Origin of the sequence: Glycomyces sp. YM15 (assembly GCF_016918015.1) — a bacterium.
Taxonomy (GTDB): domain Bacteria; phylum Actinomycetota; class Actinomycetes; order Mycobacteriales; family Micromonosporaceae; genus Glycomyces.
In genome coordinates, this window is record NZ_JAERMK010000030.1 from 1 (window position 1) to 16,443 (window position 16,443).

Sequence of the window (16,443 nt, forward strand, 5' to 3'; positions counted from 1 at the left end):
CGTCGCCGCCGAACTCAACGGACGCCCACGCAAAACGCTCGCCTGGGAAACCCCAGCCGAGCGCCTCGCTAAACTCATCCACACCAGCGAATAACCAGCAGTGTTGCAACCACCCCTAGAATCCGCCATGCGTCCGGGCCCTTCCTTCCGCTTCGCCCGCCGAACACTTCAGCCTGCCTTCAGCTTCCGTCGGGCAGGGTGGTCGCCGGGGGCGCTCGCTACTGCACGCGAGGGTAGCTACCGTCCGGCTTCAGCTCCGCTTCAGCTGCCGCGGGGCAGGGTTGTTGCCGGGGGTCCGCACTACTACACGCGAGGGTAACTCCGCTCAGGCGCTCACGATGTCGAGTTGCCAGGGCCTGGAGCGGGTGGCCGGTTCGCTGAGTTCGACCTTCCAGCCCTGGGCGGCAAGGAAGTCGGCGAGGTCGGTGGCCGATTCGGGGCGGGCGCCGCCGGCGAGGAGCGCACGGGCGACCTCGCCCCGGGTGGCTTTGGCCATGTGGGTGATGACGGTGCGCGCACCGTCGGCGTCCTCTTTGAACACGCGCACGGTGACGCCGCGGTCCTTCGGCCCCCACACCTGGGCGTACGTGCCCGAACGCAGGTCCACGATGAGCTCGTCGCGCGCGCCGAGCACCTCGGCCACGGCCGGTCGCCACAGTTTCGCGAGCGGGTCGAGCCCGGGGAACCGGGTGCTCATCGGCATCCGATAGGGCGGCACCCGGTCGGAGGGGCGCAGGAGCCCCCACAGCGGGGAGGCGATGAAGACCTGCTCGCCATCGGGAAGGTCGCCCAGACCGAGCCGGTCGTAGAGGACGCCGTTGTACAGCTCCCAGGCGGCGAGGGTCGGGGCGGTGCGCAGCGCGCGGCCGGCCTGGACGTAGTGGCGTCCGCTCGCGGGGAGCTTGAGCGCCTTCGCGGCGGCCTCCTCCTCGGCGCACAGGTCGACGAGCCGGTCGACGAGGAGCTCGCGGATGGGGTTCAGCGCGGGTGAGGAGAGTCGGCCGAGGTCCAAGGGAGGACCGTCGCCTTGACCGGCCTTTCCTTCTGACGGCGGCAGCAGTATGAGCACAGCAGGCGAGTCTACCTGCCCGTCCGCCTGGTGCCGCCGGGGCCGTGCCGTGCGGTGAGCGCCTTCCTCAGATCCCTTGGGAATTCACTCGACCGGGGGTGTGCGGACTTGACTCGATGGTTTATAGTACATATGTTCGATCAAGCGGGAGCGGGTCCGACCCCACCGAGGACTGCGTGCGACGCTGATCGAATAGGCGCGGCGGCGGTGCTCCGCGACTGCCGCCGCGCCGTCCACCCGCGGCGATGCGAAGCCCACACCGCCCGCCGCAGGCTCCACCGCCACCGGCCCGGCGGTGGAGTCCTGCCTGAGACCCCGGGCGCCATCGCCGCATCGTCGCCGCGCGTCGTCCACAGGCTGTGGACGACCGCCTCCGCCGACTGTCGCACCCGCCACCGACAATCCGAGTGCCGCAGGCCATCCGACCCCCGCCACCCGCACCGGCGCTGCTCCGATGCGGTAATCTCCCCGTTGGGTCTATAGCTCAATTGGCAGAGCTGCGGACTTTTAATCCGTAGGTTGTGGGTTCGAGTCCCACTGGACCCACCAAAAGCCCCAGTTCAGAGGGCAAGGAAGTACCGGGCGAGTTCCGAAGAACCCGCCCGGTACAGCAGCGAAGTACAGCAGCTGGCCCAACTCCTCCCCTGGCCGACGCAGCGCCTCACGTGTTGCCTCATCGGAGACCGCGGAGCGACTCTTTGGAATACAAGTTGTTGCAGCACTAGCCGATCGCACAGCATCGCTGCTTCTCGGCCGGGCGATAGGCGCCCTTACCCTGGTAGCAGCACTGGCATGTCGCGGTGACCTTGTTCGAGTCTGCACGTCGCGGATTGAGGTCCGCGAACGCCGCGGAGGTGTACTGCTTCGATTCAATCGGTGGTCGGCACGCAGCGTCCTCGGCCTGCGAGGGTCAACCGCTGAGCGCGGAGAGCCCGCCGACGATCGAGCCATAGGCTACGTGCGCCGCGATCGCGACCAGTGGCGTCTGCACTCCGTAGTTCCTCAGCATGAAGCCGGGTGGCTCCAAGAGTGGTGCGTCGCCCGCGCCGGTCATCGACGATCCCATGCGCGGATGCACGAGTGGCAGCAGCACGTTGACGAGCGCGGTTGACGCGAACACGCCGTGCAGCAGGCCGAACAAGGCGCCTAGCGCCCAGCCGGCGGTCCCGATCGCAGTGAAGACCGCGTAGTAGCCGAGGGCGAAGGCCAGCCCGAAGCAGAAGTGGAGCATGTAGCCGATCGCCTTGGCGCGGACCCGGTTGCCGCTCACCGCCGTGCCGAGCAGGAACGGCAGGTCCATCCTGGTCAGTTTTAGCTCGTTCGCGGCCCGCATCACGCTCGTGAGGACGAGTGTCCCGATCAGACCGCCGGCCAGGGCGCCTCCGATGGTCATGCGCTCGCCTCTCCGACGGCCGCCGCGGCGCTGATCAGCGCCAGGTGGGAGAGTCCCTGCGGCAGGTTTCCCAGGAATTCGCCGGTCGGACCGATCTCCTCGCTGTAGAGACCGACGTCGTTGGACAGGCCGATCAGCTCGTCCATCCGGTCAGCGGCCTCGTCGACGCGTCCGACGCGGGCGAGTGCCTCGACGAGCCAGAACGAGCAGGCCAGGAACGCCCCCTCGGATCCCGGCACGCCGTCGTCGCCGGTGTAGCGGTGCACGAGGACGCCATCGGTGAGTTCGTTCGCGATCGCCTCGACCGTCGAGTTCAGCCGCGGGGAGGCGTCCCCGTAGCCGTGCAGGAGGCCGAGCAGCACGCCGGCGTCCAGTTCCTCGCCGTCCGCGAAGCGAACGTAGGATCGGCGCTCCTCGGAGTAGCACCGCGTTTCCACGAAGTCGCGAATCGCCGCTGCTTCCCGCAGCCAGTGGTCGCGATGTCGCCGCGGGAGCGAGTCCCGCTCGGCGAGCTGCGCCGCCTTGTCAAGGGCCACCGCGCACATCATCTTCGACTGCGTGAACTGGCGGGGCTCGCTCCGCACCTCCCAGATGCCCGAGTCGGCGGTGCGCCAGTTGCCGGCCACGAAGTCGGCGAACTCGCCGAGCCGGCGGCTCATGTCCGGATCGATCACGTTCCCCGCCTCGGCGTAGAGCCAGGCCGTCTGCATCAGTTCGCCGTACGTGTCCAACTGCAGTTGGTCGGCGGCGGCGTTGCCGATCCTGACGGGGCGTGAACCGCGGTAGCCGTTGAGGGGCAGTTCGCGCTCCGGCGCGGGGCGACGACCGCCGAAGGTGTACATCACCCGCAGCCTCGGGGCGTCCAACTGCGTCGTGTGCATGAGCCACCAGAAGTACGCCCGCGCCTCCGCGGGGCAGCCCAGGCGCAGGAACGCCTCCAGCGTGAAGGCGCTGTCGCGGATCCATGAGAAGCGGTAGTCCCAGTTCCGTTCCCCGCCGACCGTCTCCGGCAGCGAGGTGGTCGCGGCCGCCACGACCGCACCGGAAGGGGCGAAGACCAGCAGTTTCAGTGCCAGAGCACTGCGGAGGACCGCCTCTCGCCACGGCCCGTCGTATGTCCGCCCGGCGGTCCAGCGCCGCCAGATCTCACCGGTGCGCTCGAAGCGCGCGTCGAGTTCTCGCCGGTTGGGGAACACCAGCGGCTCTTGGTGGGCGATCGAGAGCACCAGCAGGTGCGAGGACCCGTGCGCGGTCTCGAAGGCGCCCGACCAACCCTCCGCCGACGCTCCGGCGTCGATGGCGATCACCCCGACCGCGTCAGCGCCGGAGCTCGCCACCGGTAGCCCGAACCGGCTTCCGAACCGCATCCGCGCGCCGCCGTAACCAAGACGCGGTTCCACCCGCCAGCGGAACCGCACCGTCCCGGCCAGGCCCTCGATGCGCCGCTGGAGCTCTCGGAACGGTTCGAGCCCCTCCCCGGGCAGTGTCAGCGCATCGCTGACCCGGGCGCTGCCCGACGCGGTGTGAAACGTGGTTTCTAGGACGTTCGTGTGGGGCAGATAGCGGCGCTCGACTTGATACGCCGCCTCCGGTACGAGTTCGAACCGGCCACCGCGCTCGCCGTCGAGAACAGCGGCGAACACCGTCGGCGAATCGAGGTCGGGTGTGGGCAGCCAGTCGATCGAGCCGTCCCGGGCCACCAGCGCAACGGTTCGCCCGTCGCCGATCGCCGCATAGTCACGGAGGGGCGCATAGCCATCGATGCGACCTGCAGACGGTTCCGTTCGCCGCATGGGAATCCCTCCTTTACGCGTACCAAGCGAGGGTGATCAGCAGGTATGCCCCATCTGTCCCGCCGACAATCCTGGTCCGGCACCCATGCGGTCGGCATCCGGCCGGCGAGGGGAACTCCCGGCGTGAACCCGGGTCGGTGCGCAGACGGCCGAGCAGGGTGGAGGTCCCCGAACGGAAGGTCCCTGGCCAGGACGAGTTCGTCTCGTAGCCCTCGTCGTTGGGGAACGTCGTGAGATCGAAGGGGCTACCGGTACTTCAGGCCCGCAGATGGGCGAGGACCAGCCCGATCGGGATGCTGACGAGGAGCGCGACCAACGCGAGGCGGTAGGTCGAACGAAGGAACCGGCGCTGCAGGTCGCGGGCGTGGGTGAGCGCGATGACGAGCGCGACCGCCAGCAGCGCCCCGCCAACGTCGACCACGGCGGGGACGCCGGCCAGCGATCCCGCAATGACGGCCGTGTTCCCCATCGCCCAGCCGGTCGCCTGGGTCGCGACCTTGGGCGGCAGCGGGCGGGCAGTGGAGCGCGTCTGAGCCGCGCCGATCGCGTAAGACCCGGCGCCGCACACCAGCACGAGGTAGGCGGCGAGCCAGCTGCCCTTGGCGAGGTCGAGCGGTCCGGTGACTGCGGCGACGAGTCCGCCGAGCAGCACACTTACGATTCCTGCGGCAACCAGGGGCGAGCCGGTCGGTGAGCTCGCGGCCTCGGCCGGGGCCGGTCCGGCGGCCTGCGCCTCGGCGTTCATGCCGTCGCTTCCGTCTGCCGGAGGTGGGCCAGACAATGGTCGGGTTCGGCGAACGGTTCGAGCCGGTCGACGGTGAGCGGGGACCGGCGGGTCTCCAGTGCTCCCTGCATGAGCCCGAGATGGATGTGGCAGACCGTCCTCTGGCCGTCCGCCGCCAGTTCGAGGAACGGGCAGTGGCGCAACCTGATCGACCGGCCGTCTGCGTCGGCTTCGGGGGCGAAGCCGAGTTCGTCGAGCAGGTCGACCAGCGCGGGAAGCGATTCGGCGGCATCGTCGGGGTCGGAATGCCGGGCCTCGCGCCCCCATGCGCGCCCGGTTTGGACCGCCTGGGGACCGGCGTCGGGACGGTTCGCGAGTTCACCCAGGAGGAGTTCGGCGAGCATCCGGTATTGCCTCGGGCCCGTCGGGTCCATGCCGTGCACCGCTTGGAAGAGCTGCGGCGGCCGGCCGGGGATGCGCCGGCGGGGTTCGGCGCGTTGCACTAGGCCGTCTTCGACGAGGCGGTCCAGGTGGAAGCGGACGGTGTTCGGGTGGACGGCGACACTGTCGGCGATCGCGAGGATGCTCATGGGGTCCGAAGCCCGCTTGAGCGTCGTGAGCACGTCGTTCCGGCGTCCGGCGTGCGCGCTCGCCTCTTTCCGGTCGCTCACGCCCGTTCCGGGTCGAGGTTTCGCGTCTGCCACGTCAGGTAGTTTACACAAGAAGCAATTGTAGAAACTCGTCGCCTGGAGGCCCGAATGCCCGCACGAAGAGCAGCCGCCGAGACGGACCGGGAAGTCGACGTGCGCCCACTCTCCAAACCCGAGAAGCACCCGGTCATCTTCGACGCCTTCAACGAGATCCCCGTCGGCGGATCGATTCTGCTCGTCAACGACCACGACCCCAGGCACCTGCGCGATGAGTTCGAGGCCAAGCACCCCCGCGGCTTCGATTGGCAGTACGTCAAGCGCGAGCGGCGCGAGTGGCGCATCCGCATCGCCAAACTCGCCGCCACGCCACTCCCTCGTGTCCTGGCGAACACCGCGCAGCTCGCGGCCGACGTGGGCGAACCCGGTGTCGCCGGTGCGGTCTGGAAGCTCGATCAGGCCGACCGCGACCTCGACTCCAACCTCATCGCCCTGCCCCCGGACGGCCGCATCGACGCCCATAGCGGACCCGAACTCGACGTCCTCATCCACGTGCTCGCCGGCGCGGGTCGCCTGACCACCGAAGTCGACGAGATCGCCCTCGAACCCGGCGTCCTGCTGTGGCTCCCGCGCCGCTCCAGGCGCGAGTTCACCGCCGGCCCCGAAGGATTGCGATACCTCACCGTCCACCAGAAGCGCCGCGCCCTTCCCCTGGAAACCACACTGAGACGACCCGGTGCCTGATCTGATTCTTCGGTTTGTGCGCTGGTAGACGCGTGCCCGTGGCCCCGCAGGACGTGCCGACGCCGCGGTGGCTGCTCGAAAGCGTCGCTCTGCCGCCGGACACCCCGGTCGGCCTCGCCGATCGTCTGGTGGTCCGCTTGTCGTTCCCGCCCTTGGGCAGCGATCGTCCAAGGCGATTCAGGCGGGTGTCGCCGGTGAGGGACGCGAGTCGAGCGATCACCGCCCGGGACGGTCTCGTATGCGACGCAACGGGTGTGACCTGCGGCATGATCAGCACCCTGGTGTTCACGGGACTTGTCCGAGGGTTTCCTGGGGCGTAATGAGCCGGTGACACGGGCCGGTCAGAGTAGTGGCCGAGGCCCGGGAACCGACCGCGGCGCCGGGAATCCACTCCGGCCGTTCCCACACGCGGAGCGGGCCTCACCGCCGCACCGGCGCGGCACGCATCTCGCATCACCGCCCGGAAGGAAATACCGATGGACGCTTACGCACTCTTGGCAATCCAGATGGTCTCGACCGAGGCGCAGTCGGCTCTGCCGAACGCGCCGGTCGTTGCCGACCGCCCCACGCTGGTCGATCGGATCGCCGGTGGCATCACGGCCGCCCGGCACGGGTTCATCGCCCGCGAACTGCGGGTCCGTGGAGGGGCCGCCGTGCTCCCGACTCGGGCCGACGTCCGCCGGGCCGCCTGACACGTTGACCGCGGGGCCGGGAAGCGCGCCTTCGAGGCGCACTGCCCGGCCCCGCGCCGTGTCCCGAGTCGCCCGGGGCGGCGGTCCAGCCTCCACAGCGCCGCCGCCCCGGGCTCGAACACGGTGCTTGCGGGCCTGCGGAAGGGCGGCCGTCATGGGCTCGAGCCCCGCACCGCCGGACTCGCTGCGGCCTACCCCGATCCGACTCTTGACCGAGGCCCGATGATGCCCGTTCTCCTTGCTGCCACCTGGAATGCGGGCCTTACGCGACCTGCCTGCCGTTGATGTAGGCCCGTTCGACCTTCGAGTAGATATCGAGCGGGTCGCCCGACCAGATGCAGAAGTCGGCGTCCTTGCCCGTCTCGAGGGAACCAAGGCGGTCGTCGACGCCCATGATCGCCGCGGGGTTGATCGTCACCGACCTTAGCGCCGTATCGCGGTCGAGCCCCGCCTTGACCGCGAGCATCACCTGGATGATCAGGTGCTCGATCGGGACCACCGGATGGTCGGTCGTGATGGCCAGCTTGACGCCGGCCGCGGCGAGCTTCGCGGCGTTCTCGGGCCGGCGGTTCACCGTCTCCACTTTCGAACGTGAGCACAGCAGCGGCCCGAAGATCACCGGGATCTCACGCTCGGCGATCACGTCGGCGAGCAGGTGCGCCTCGGTCCCGTGGTCGAGCACCAGGTCGTACCCGAACTCCTCGGCCACGCGCAGCGCCGTCGCGATGTCGTCGGCCCGGTGGCAGTGCTGGCGCCAGGGGATCTCGCGGTCGAGGACCTTCCCGAGCACTTCGAGTTTGAGGTCGCGGTCGGGATCGTCCGCACCGCGATAGTTCGCGGCCTCCACGAACGCCTGCCGCAGCACGCCCGCCGTGCCCAGTCGCGTCGACGGCGTCTTCTTCTGCTCGCCGTACACGCGCTTCGGGTTCTCGCCGAGCGCCGACTTCACCCCCGACGGCGACCGCAGCACCATCTCGTCCACAAAGCGGCCCACGGTCTTGATCGCGACGGTCTCGCCGCCGATCACGTTGCCCGAACCGGGGTTCACGTTCACCGCCAGCACGCCGCCCTCGAGCGCTTCAGCGAAGCCCGGTTCGGCGGGGTTGATGCCGTCCAGCGCCCGCACGTACGCGGTGTTCGGGTCGGTCATCTCGTTCGAGTCGTTCCCCGCCCAGCCTTCGGCGACTTCGTGCACGCCCAGGTGGGTGTGCGCGTCGATCAGGCCCGGCACGATCCATTTGCCGGTCGCGTCCTCGATCGGGACCCCTTCCGGCACGGGGAGGCCGGCGCCGCCGACGGCGCTGATGCGGCCGTTCTCGACGAGGATGACGCCGTGCTCGATCGGTGGTGAGGTGATGGGGACGATCGTCGCGCCGCGCAGTGCGAAACCGGCCTCGGACATGGACCCGCCTTCCAGTTGGCTCGTGGGGTGGTCGGTGGGGCCTCGACCCCGGCCCTCATCTTGCCCCACTTGCTAGCCGTGCGGCTAGCGCGGTGGCGGTTTCGTGGAGCGCGTACGGCGTACATTGTGCGGCGTACGTTGTACCGGGCACGTCGTATGCTGCGCTGCAACGGCGTACAGCGTATGACGTGCAGCGTACGAGGTGCGACGGCCGCTTCTCAGCGTGCAATGTACGTCGTACTGTGTACGGCGTCAGCTCGCCCAGCGGATGATCTCCTTCGTGATCGTCTCCGGGACCTCCTGTTGCGGGAAGTGGCCGATGCCGTCGAGGAGCTTCCATTCGTAGCGTCCGTATACGTACCGGCCCGAGCCCTGGGCCGTGCGCGGCAGCACGCACGAGTCGAGCGCGCCGTGCAGTTGGAGCGTCGGCACCGGTGTCGGCCGCTGCAAGAGCTTCACGAACCGCCGCCCGGCCAGGCCCATCGCGGTGCGGAACGGCCATCGGAACGCTTCAAGGGCGCAGAACGCCGCCTGCGGGATCTGGATGACGTCTCGGCACGCCCGCACGTACTCCTGGAAGTCGCGGCTGCCGCGCCAGCCCGGGCCGGACCACGCGTACATGAGGTCGGCGACTTTCCTTGCGTCCCAGTCGGTCAGCTTGTGCTCGTAACGGGGCATCTGGAACGCGAAGAGGTGCCGGGAGGCCGTCAGCTGCCCCTTCGGGTCGACTGCGAGCGCGGCGCGCTGGCGCAGCGGATGGGCGGCCCCGATGACGACGAGGGATCTGAACTGGCGGGGGTGGAACGCGGCGGCGGCGAAGCCGAGGATGCCGCCGAGGTCGTGCCCGACGACGGTGGCCTCGCGTTCCCCGAGAGCGCGCACGAGCCCCACGACGTCGGCGGCCATCGTGTACGCGTCGTAGCCGCGCGGCGGCTTGTCCGAGGCGCCGTAGCCGCGCAGGTCGGCGGCGACGACGCGGAAGCCGGCGCCGGCGAGGGCCGGGATCTGATGGCGCCAGGCCCACCAGAACTCGGGGAAGCCGTGCAGCAGCAGGATGAGCGGGCCCTCGCCTGCCTCCACGACGTGGAAGCGCGAGCCGTTGGCGTCGATGTGCCGGTGGGTCCATGGGCCTTGCTTGATCGCGGCGCTGTCGGCGAAGGTCTTGCGGGTCACGCGCTCAGCGTACGAGGTCACCGCCCGGCGGCGGCGAGGCGGAGGCCGGGAGTGGAATCGGAGGTCGCGCTCGAGGGCACCGGGAAGGGCGGCGGGTGCGGAGTGCGTGCCTCGCACGGCAGGGGAGTGCGGCACGACGGCGGGGGGGGGGGGGGGGTGGGGGGGGGTGGGGGGGGGGGGGGGGGGGGGGGGGGGGGCGGGGGGGGGGGCGCGCCCCCCCCCCCCCCCCCCCCCCCCCCCCCCCGCTACTCGTCCTAGTCTTCCTTGCCGCTGTTGAGGCCGACCTTGATCCGGCTCATCACGGCGCTGTCGGCGAGCGTGGTCACGTCGCCGATCTCGCGGTCCTCGGCGATGTCCCGCAGCAGCCGCCGCATGATCTTGCCCGAGCGCGTCTTCGGCAGCTCCGCCACCACGATCACCTGCCGCGGCTTCGCGATCGGCCCCAGCGTGTTCGCGACGTGCTTGCGCAGCTCCGCGAGGTGCTCGGGGCTCGAGTCCTGCCCGCCGCGCAGGATCACGAACGCGACGATGCCCTGCCCCGTCACCGGGTCCGAAGCGCCGACGACCGCCGCCTCCGCCACGCTCTCATGGCTCACCAGCGCGCTCTCGACCTCCGTGGTGGAGATGTTGTGCCCGCTCACCAGCATGATGTCGTCGACCCGGCCGAGGAGCCACAGGTCCCCGTCGTCGTCCTTCTTCGCGCCGTCGCCGGCGAAGTACAGGCCGCCGAACCGCGACCAGTACGTGTCGATGAACCGCTCGTCGTCGCCCCAGATCGTGCGCAGCATCGACGGCCAGGGCTCGCGGATCGCGAGGTAACCGCCCCCGCCGTCCGGCACCGACGCGGCGTGCTCGTCGACGACGTCCACATTGATCCCCGGCAGCGGCCGCTGGGCCGAGCCGGGCTTGGTCGAGGTCACGCCCGGCAGCGGCGAGACCATGATCGCGCCGGTCTCGGTCTGCCACCACGTGTCCACGATCGGGCAGTTCCCGCCGCCGATGTGCTCGCGGTACCACATCCACGCCTCGGGGTTGATCGGCTCGCCGACCGACCCGAGCAGCCGCAGACTCGACAGGTCGTAGCGGGCCGGGACGTCGTCGCCCCACTTCATGAACGTGCGGATCGCCGTCGGCGCCGTGTACAGCGTCGTCACCTTGTACTTCTCGACGATCTCCCACAGCCGCCCGGTGTGCGGCGTGTCCGGGGTGCCCTCGTACATGACCTGCGTGGCGCCGTTCGACAAGGGCCCGTAGACGATGTACGAGTGACCGGTGACCCACCCGATGTCGGCCGTGCACCAGTACACGTCGGACTCCGGCTTGAGGTCGAACACCGCGTGGTGCGTGTACGACGCCTGCGTCAGGTACCCGCCCGAGGTGTGCAGGATGCCCTTCGGCCTCCCCGTGGTCCCCGACGTGTACAGGATGAACAGCGGGTGCTCGGCGTCGAACGCCTGCGCCGCATGCTCGTTCGAGGCCTTTCCGACGGTGTCTTCCCAGCGGACGTCCTTGTCGGTCCACTCGACCTCCTGGCCGGTGCGGGTGACCACCAGGACCTTCTCCACCGACGGGCACCGCTCCAGCGAAGCGTCCACGGTCGGCTTGAGCGCCAGCGGCTTGCCCCTGCGGAAGCCGCCGTCGGCGCAGATCACGAGCTTCGCGCCCGCGTCGTCGATGCGGCTCGACAGCGCGTCGACGCTGAAGCCGCCGAACACCACCGAGTGCGGGGCGCCGATGCGCGCGCACGCCAGCATCGCCACCGCGGCCTCGGGGATCATCGGCATGTAGATGACGACCCGGTCGCCCGCGCCCACACCGAGGTCCGTGAGGGTGTTCGCGGCGCGCTTGACCTCGTCGAGGAGCTCCGCGTACGTCACGGCCCGGCTGTCGCCCGGCTCGCCCTCGAAGTGGATCGCCACCCGGTCGCCGAGCCCGGCCTCCACGTGCCGGTCCAGGCAGTTCGCCGCGACGTTCAGCTCGCCTCCGTCGAACCACTTCGCGAACGGCGGGTTGTCCCAGTCCAGGACCCGGTCCCAGTCCTTCGACCAGTCGAGCCTGCGGGCCTGCCGCTCCCAGAATGCCAGGCGGTCGGCCGCGGCCTCTTCGTAAGCGGCCGAGGTGACGTTCGCCTGCGCGGTGAACGCGGAGGACGGCGGGAACGTCCGGTCCTCCGAGAGCAGATTGGCAAGCGTCTCTTGCGGGGTTGATGCCACGGGTATTCGCTCCTTACAGACCTACGCGCCAATGCGCGACTGTGAGGCGGGTCTATGTTCGGCAACACTACCGCGATGAACCCGATACGAATACGGGCGGCCGCTGCGGCACCGGCATCTGGGACCGCCCTTCGCCGAACGGTCCGCGGACGGTCGGCGGACGGCCCGCGAAGGGCGCACGCCCACGCCTCGGGGGCCGTGCGGCGCCGATTCGGGAGGTATCGTCGGACCGGTGCACGATCCTGGACGACGACACCATCGTGTGACTGCCCTCTAGCCCGCCCAGTGCGCCGTTTGCGCGCTCCGCCCAAAAGGTAAGGTTCCGCCCGTGGATCCTCTCGCGCCTCTCCTCGAACTCTCCGAGGTTGCCGACGCCCTTGAGAACGCCAGAGCCAACGTCGACCGGATGCTCTGGCACGAGGCCCTCCGCGGCGGCGACGATCTCGTCGCGGCGGAAGTGGCCCTGCACAGTGCCTCCGCGACGCTGGCCCTCGACGGGTACGACTGCGACGTGGAGCGCCTGCGCGACCGGGACTTCGACGACCCCGCCGTCAGCGGGGTCCTCCGCGTCGGCGAGGCCCTGCCCGGCCTCGCCCCCATGTGGCCGGTCTCGCCCCGCTACGTGCTCGCGAAGCTGCACACCCTGGCCACCAAGGAGTTCCCCGACGCGGGCGTCGACTTCGAGCCCGGCCGCATCGAGGTGGACGAGTCGGGGATGAACCGCATCAACGCCCTGTGCGCGCTGGTCACCAACCCGACCAAGGAGATCCCGGCCGCGATGGCCGCCGCCGTCGTGCACGGCGAGCTCCTCGCGGTGCGCCCGTTCCCGGTGGCCAACAACGTGGTCGCCCGCGCCGCCGCGCGCCTCGTGCTCGCCAGCAAGGGCCTCGACCCGAAGCTGCTGATCACCGTGGACGCCGGGCACCTCGAGCGCGCGCCGGAGTACGTGGGCGCGCAGCGCGCCTGGTCCACTGGCACGCCGGACGGCGTGCGGTCGTGGCTGAAGCACTACGGCAAGGCGCTCACCGCCGGTGCGGCCGAGACCCTGCAGATCTGCACCGAGCTGATGAAGGACGCGACCTAGGCGTCGTCACCGGCGAGTTCGGCGCGCAGGCGCTGCTTCTCGTCCCGGCGGCGCTTGACGGCCGCGTCGACGTGGTCGATCATCGCCTCGCGCTGGCCGCGCAGGAGGACGAAGCCGAGCAGCATCGACCCGAGCAGGCCGATCGCGAGCGCCAGCAGCGCGTTGATGAAGAACATCAGCGGCACGGCGATCACGGCGATGAGCGCCACGCGGTACAGGTAGAACTTGACGACCGGATTCACGTCGGCCGCTCCTCTCCGAATGCTTTGATGCCCGCGAACCACAGCGAGCCGTAGACGAGTGCGGCCGCGAGGCCGCCGAGACCGCCGGTGAGCATGGGCGGCCATGCCGTCGGCGCGATGATCGCGACCGCGAACCCGGCGGCGAGGCCGAGCAGGACGCCGACGAGCATGAGGCCCCAGCGGGCCGCGCCCGCGTAGCGCCGGAACTGCTCGGTGTACACCCACACCGTGGGGAGGGCCGCGATCCAGCCCGAGGTCCGGCCGAAGGTCCGGCCGGTCGGGAGGACGAACACCAGGTCGATGACGACGAGGACGACCGCGCCCATCACGAAGTAGGCGAGGGCGGTGCCCAGGAGCTGTCCGAGGGTCTCGACCCTCGGGCGCCCCTCCTGCGGGGAGGTGCCTCGCGCCACTAGAACTTCACCGATTGCGGTTCGGCCCGACGCTCGCCGATCGTCTGCGGCCCTTCGTATTCGCGCACGACCTCGTAGCGGGTGTTCCGCTCGACCGGCTGGAACCCGGCGTCCCGGATGAGCTCGAGGAGGTCCTCGCGGGTCATCTTGTCGGGGGTCCCGTAGTCGTCGGCGTCGTGCGTGATCTTGTACTCCACGACCGAGCCGTCGAGGTCGTCGGCGCCGAAGGACAGCGAGAGCTGCGCGACGTCGAGGCCGTGCATGACCCAGAAGCACTTGACGTGGTCGAAGTTGTCGAGCAGCAGCCGCGAGACCGCGAACACCTTGAGCGACTCGGCCGGGCTCGCCATCGTGGTGCGCGCCTGGAGCTTGTTGCGGACCTTGCCGTCCTTGGAGTCGTGGAAGTCGTGCTGGTAGCGCAGGGGGATGAAGACGGCGAAGCCGCCGGTCTCGTCCTGCAGTTCGCGCAGGCGCAGCACGTGGTCGACGCGGTGCCGGGGCTCCTCGATGTGGCCGTACAGCATCGTGGCCGGGGTGCGCAGGCCCTTCTGGTGTGCGAGGCGGTGGATGCGCGACCAGTCCTCCCAGTGGCAGGCGTGGTCGACGATGTGCTGGCGGACCTCCCAGTCGAAGATCTCGGCGCCGCCGCCGGTGAGCGACTCGAGGCCGGCTTCGATGAGCTCGTCGAGGATCTCGTCGGCGCTGAGGCCGGAGATCTTCTCGAACCACTGCACCTCGGTGGCGGTGAACGCCTTCAGGTTCACCTGCGGGAGGGTCTCCTTGAGCGCCTTGAGGACCCGCGGGTAGTAGCGCCAGGGGAGGGTCGGGTGGAGGCCGTTGACGATGTGCAGCTCGGTGGGCGCGTCGCCCTTCATCTGCTCGGCGAGGGCCACGGCCTGCTCGACGCGCATCGTGTACGCGTCGGTCTCGCCGGGCTTGCGCTGGAACGAGCAGTACGCGCAGGACGCGGAGCAGACGTTGGTGAGGTTGAGGTGCCGGTTGACGTTGAACATGGTCCGGTCGCCGTTCTTGGCGGTGCGGACCCCGTGCGCGAGGCGCCCGAGCCAGGCGAGGTCGTCGGTCTCGTAGAGGCCCACGCCGTCCTCGAAACTCAGCCGCTCGCCGGCCGCGAGCTTCTCCTCGATGCCGGCCTTGAACTCGGCGTTGTCGTCCATGGCGCTCCCAACGTTGTGGCGTTTCCGCCAGGGTAGCCCCGCCGGGACCCGGTGCAGGGAGCGCACGTTGCGTGATGTGAGGCCGTGAACGGCGGCCGGTGCCGCGGATCGACCGGCACGGTGTGTTCACCGACACGGCACCAGTGTGGCGGGCAACCGCAGATGCGAGGCTTGCGTGTCTTCGGTACAGTATTCGTGGCCTCCCCCACAGAAGGACACCTCACATGCGCGTTACACGGTTCGGTGCCCGAGTGATCGCCGCCGCCGGCGCGGCCGCCGTCGTCCTCGGCGGCGCGATGCCCGGATTCGCCGAACCCGGCGTCACCGTCCCCGACGACGGGAACCGCCCCGCGGGCACCGCCTCGGACGACACCCCGATCACCAATCCCGCCACCGCGAACGGCCCCCTCGGCGCGCAGATCACCGCCGCCGAAGCCGACGTCGCGCAGCTCGCCGAGCAGACCACCGCCGCCCAGGAGGAATGGCTCCAGCGCGAGACCCGCCTCACCGACGCGCAGACCGACTGGGCCGCCACCCTCGCCGAACTCGAGACCGCCCGGGCCGCCCTCGACTACGCCGCGGGCGAGGCCTACGCCGACACCGCCGCCCAGCCGGACACCGACCTCCCCGACCTCACCGGCCTCGTCCCCCTCGGCGGCGAATGGGACCTCCCCAGCCTCAACGCCGACTTCGAGGACGCCGCCACCGCCGAATCGGTCGCCCGCGCCAGCCTCGACGCCGCGACCCTCTCCGCCGACCGCTCCGAGGACCGCTACATCGTCCTCGACGCCGAATTCGACCGCGCCCAGGCCGCCCTGAACGAGCTCATCGCCGACAACCGCGAAGAACTCGAGAAGATCGAAGAGGAACGCGAGGCCGCCGCCGCCCAGCACTCCCGCGACTTCTCGTCCGAAGTCGACGGCTGGGACGCCGCCCCCGAGGCGAAGAAGGCCGTCGAATACGCGCTCGCCCAGCTCGGCGACCCGTACGTGTGGGGCGCCGAAGGCCCCGACTCCTTCGACTGCTCCGGCCTCGTCCAATCCGCGTACGCCTACGCGGGCGTCTCGCTGCCGCGCGTGGCCGCCGACCAGTACAACGCGACCCGCGACAAGCCGGTCGACACCGAGAAGCTCCTCCCCGGCGACCTCCTCTACTGGTGGGACGACCCGGGCAACTGGCAGTCCGTCTACCACACCGGCATGTACCTCGGCGACGGCAAGATGGTGGTCGCCCCCCGCACCGGCGACGTGGTGAAGATCAGCTCGATCTTCTTCGAGAACTTCGCGGGCGCGCACCGCGTCGTCGACGCCGTCAAGACCGACCCGGACGCCGAGGACCCGACCCAGTCGCCCGGCGGCCCGACCTCGTCCCCGAGCCCGCGGCCCCCGACGACCTCGCCCGACGACGAGACCACCTCGCCCGACCCCGAACCCACCGAGAGCGACACGCCGTCCCAGTCGCCCTCCCCGACGCCCACGCAGACCCCGTCCCCGGACGAGGAGACGCCCTCCGGCGACGGCCAGGACACCCCCGCACCGACCACCGCGGACGCGGATTCCGGCACGGTCACGCGTGATCCCGAGGAATAGGGGTACTGCACGGTAGTGGGAAGGCGCGCACGGAACGCCCACGGTAGATGGCACGATGGTTGTTGAGTTGCCCGAACGACGCTCCAGCCC

Annotated in this window: 15 protein-coding genes and 1 tRNA gene; 5 read left to right on the forward strand and 11 right to left on the reverse strand. The window is 70.2% G+C overall.

What is annotated here, in order from left to right; all coding sequences use genetic code 11:
- Positions 1-325: 325 nt before the first annotated feature.
- Positions 326-1,069 carry a YaaA family protein gene (locus JHY01_RS23535; RefSeq protein WP_205328155.1) on the reverse strand — a complete coding sequence of 248 codons (744 nt, stop codon included), beginning with the start codon at positions 1,067-1,069 and terminating at the stop codon, positions 326-328.
- A gap of 473 nt (positions 1,070-1,542) precedes the next feature.
- Here JHY01_RS23535 and JHY01_RS23540 point away from each other — a divergent pair.
- A tRNA-Lys gene (locus JHY01_RS23540) sits at positions 1,543-1,618 on the forward strand.
- A 361-nt stretch (positions 1,619-1,979) separates the two neighbouring features.
- Here JHY01_RS23540 and JHY01_RS23545 read toward each other — a convergent pair.
- The 4 genes from JHY01_RS23545 to JHY01_RS23560 form a co-directional block, all read right to left on the reverse strand.
- The gene (locus JHY01_RS23545; RefSeq protein ID WP_205328156.1) at positions 1,980-2,462 is read right to left on the reverse strand and encodes a hypothetical protein; all 483 of its coding nucleotides are present in this window, start codon (positions 2,460-2,462) and stop codon (positions 1,980-1,982) included.
- Positions 2,459-4,255, reverse strand: coding sequence for a glycoside hydrolase family 15 protein (locus JHY01_RS23550; RefSeq protein ID WP_205328157.1), 1,797 nt, complete (start codon positions 4,253-4,255; stop codon positions 2,459-2,461). The genes JHY01_RS23545 and JHY01_RS23550 overlap by 4 nt, the downstream gene beginning before the upstream one ends.
- 256 nt (positions 4,256-4,511) lie before the next feature.
- Positions 4,512-5,000: a hypothetical protein gene (locus JHY01_RS23555; RefSeq protein ID WP_205328158.1), complete on the reverse strand. Its 489-nt coding sequence runs from the start codon at positions 4,998-5,000 to the stop codon at positions 4,512-4,514.
- Entirely contained in the window at positions 4,997-5,650 is a 654-nt protein-coding gene (locus tag JHY01_RS23560) for a metalloregulator ArsR/SmtB family transcription factor (protein ID WP_205328159.1), read from the reverse strand. Before JHY01_RS23560 ends, JHY01_RS23555 begins: the two co-directional genes overlap by 4 nt.
- 87 nt (positions 5,651-5,737) lie before the next feature.
- On the opposite strand from JHY01_RS23560, the gene JHY01_RS23565 reads away from it, so the two are divergent.
- The gene (locus JHY01_RS23565; protein WP_205328160.1) at positions 5,738-6,370 is read left to right on the forward strand and encodes a DUF2249 domain-containing protein; all 633 of its coding nucleotides are present in this window, start codon (positions 5,738-5,740) and stop codon (positions 6,368-6,370) included.
- 476 nt (positions 6,371-6,846) lie between these two features.
- Positions 6,847-7,062 (forward strand): hypothetical protein, encoded by a 216-nt coding sequence (locus JHY01_RS23570; protein WP_205328161.1) that lies wholly within the window; start codon positions 6,847-6,849, stop codon positions 7,060-7,062.
- A gap of 262 nt (positions 7,063-7,324) precedes the next feature.
- Here the strand turns inward: JHY01_RS23570 and JHY01_RS23575 are convergent, their stop codons facing one another.
- The 3 genes from JHY01_RS23575 to acs form a co-directional block, all read right to left on the reverse strand.
- Positions 7,325-8,464 (reverse strand): amidohydrolase, encoded by a 1,140-nt coding sequence (locus tag JHY01_RS23575; RefSeq protein WP_205328162.1) that lies wholly within the window; start codon positions 8,462-8,464, stop codon positions 7,325-7,327.
- A 252-nt stretch (positions 8,465-8,716) separates the two neighbouring features.
- Positions 8,717-9,637, reverse strand: a complete 921-nt coding sequence (locus JHY01_RS23580; protein WP_205328163.1) for an alpha/beta fold hydrolase — start codon at positions 9,635-9,637, stop codon at positions 8,717-8,719.
- Positions 9,638-9,891: 254 nt separating this feature from the next.
- Entirely contained in the window at positions 9,892-11,850 is a 1,959-nt protein-coding gene (gene acs / locus JHY01_RS23585; protein WP_205328164.1) for an acetate--CoA ligase, read from the reverse strand.
- 328 nt (positions 11,851-12,178) lie between these two features.
- Here acs and JHY01_RS23590 point away from each other — a divergent pair, with 328 nt between their 5' ends.
- Positions 12,179-12,934, forward strand: a complete 756-nt coding sequence (locus JHY01_RS23590; protein ID WP_205328165.1) for an oxidoreductase — start codon at positions 12,179-12,181, stop codon at positions 12,932-12,934.
- On the opposite strand, the gene JHY01_RS27510 is transcribed toward JHY01_RS23590, so the two are convergent.
- The 3 genes from JHY01_RS27510 to mqnE are packed head-to-tail and all read right to left on the reverse strand — an operon-like array spanning position 12,931 to position 14,764.
- Positions 12,931-13,176 carry a DUF4229 domain-containing protein gene (locus tag JHY01_RS27510; protein ID WP_205328166.1) on the reverse strand — a complete coding sequence of 82 codons (246 nt, stop codon included), beginning with the start codon at positions 13,174-13,176 and terminating at the stop codon, positions 12,931-12,933. The two genes, JHY01_RS23590 and JHY01_RS27510, sit on opposite strands and share 4 nt — an antisense overlap.
- Positions 13,173-13,589 (reverse strand): hypothetical protein, encoded by a 417-nt coding sequence (locus JHY01_RS23600; protein WP_205328167.1) that lies wholly within the window; start codon positions 13,587-13,589, stop codon positions 13,173-13,175. The genes JHY01_RS27510 and JHY01_RS23600 overlap by 4 nt, the downstream gene beginning before the upstream one ends.
- Positions 13,589-14,764 (reverse strand): aminofutalosine synthase MqnE, encoded by a 1,176-nt coding sequence (gene mqnE, locus JHY01_RS23605; RefSeq protein WP_205328168.1) that lies wholly within the window; start codon positions 14,762-14,764, stop codon positions 13,589-13,591. Before mqnE ends, JHY01_RS23600 begins: the two co-directional genes overlap by 1 nt.
- Positions 14,765-14,988: 224 nt before the next feature.
- Here mqnE and JHY01_RS23610 point away from each other — a divergent pair, with 224 nt between their 5' ends.
- Positions 14,989-16,353, forward strand: coding sequence for a C40 family peptidase (locus tag JHY01_RS23610; protein WP_205328169.1), 1,365 nt, complete (start codon positions 14,989-14,991; stop codon positions 16,351-16,353).
- Positions 16,354-16,443 lie beyond the last annotated feature (90 nt).

What these genes read in the sequence shown, in the direction of transcription:
- JHY01_RS23545 (WP_205328156.1), bottom strand. Translation starts at nt 2,462, where the DNA reads ATGACCATCGGAGGCGCCCTGGCCGGCGGTCTGATCGGGACACTCGTC.
- JHY01_RS23550 (WP_205328157.1), bottom strand. Translation starts at nt 4,255, where the DNA reads ATGCGGCGAACGGAACCGTCTGCAGGTCGCATCGATGGCTATGCGCCC.
- JHY01_RS23555 (WP_205328158.1), bottom strand. Translation starts at nt 5,000, where the DNA reads ATGAACGCCGAGGCGCAGGCCGCCGGACCGGCCCCGGCCGAGGCCGCG.
- JHY01_RS23565 (WP_205328160.1), top strand. Translation starts at nt 5,738, where the DNA reads ATGCCCGCACGAAGAGCAGCCGCCGAGACGGACCGGGAAGTCGACGTG.
- JHY01_RS23570 (WP_205328161.1), top strand. Translation starts at nt 6,847, where the DNA reads ATGGACGCTTACGCACTCTTGGCAATCCAGATGGTCTCGACCGAGGCG.
- JHY01_RS23575 (WP_205328162.1), bottom strand. Translation starts at nt 8,464, where the DNA reads ATGTCCGAGGCCGGTTTCGCACTGCGCGGCGCGACGATCGTCCCCATC.
- mqnE (WP_205328168.1), bottom strand. Translation starts at nt 14,764, where the DNA reads ATGGACGACAACGCCGAGTTCAAGGCCGGCATCGAGGAGAAGCTCGCG.
- JHY01_RS23610 (WP_205328169.1), top strand. Translation starts at nt 14,989, where the DNA reads ATGCGCGTTACACGGTTCGGTGCCCGAGTGATCGCCGCCGCCGGCGCG.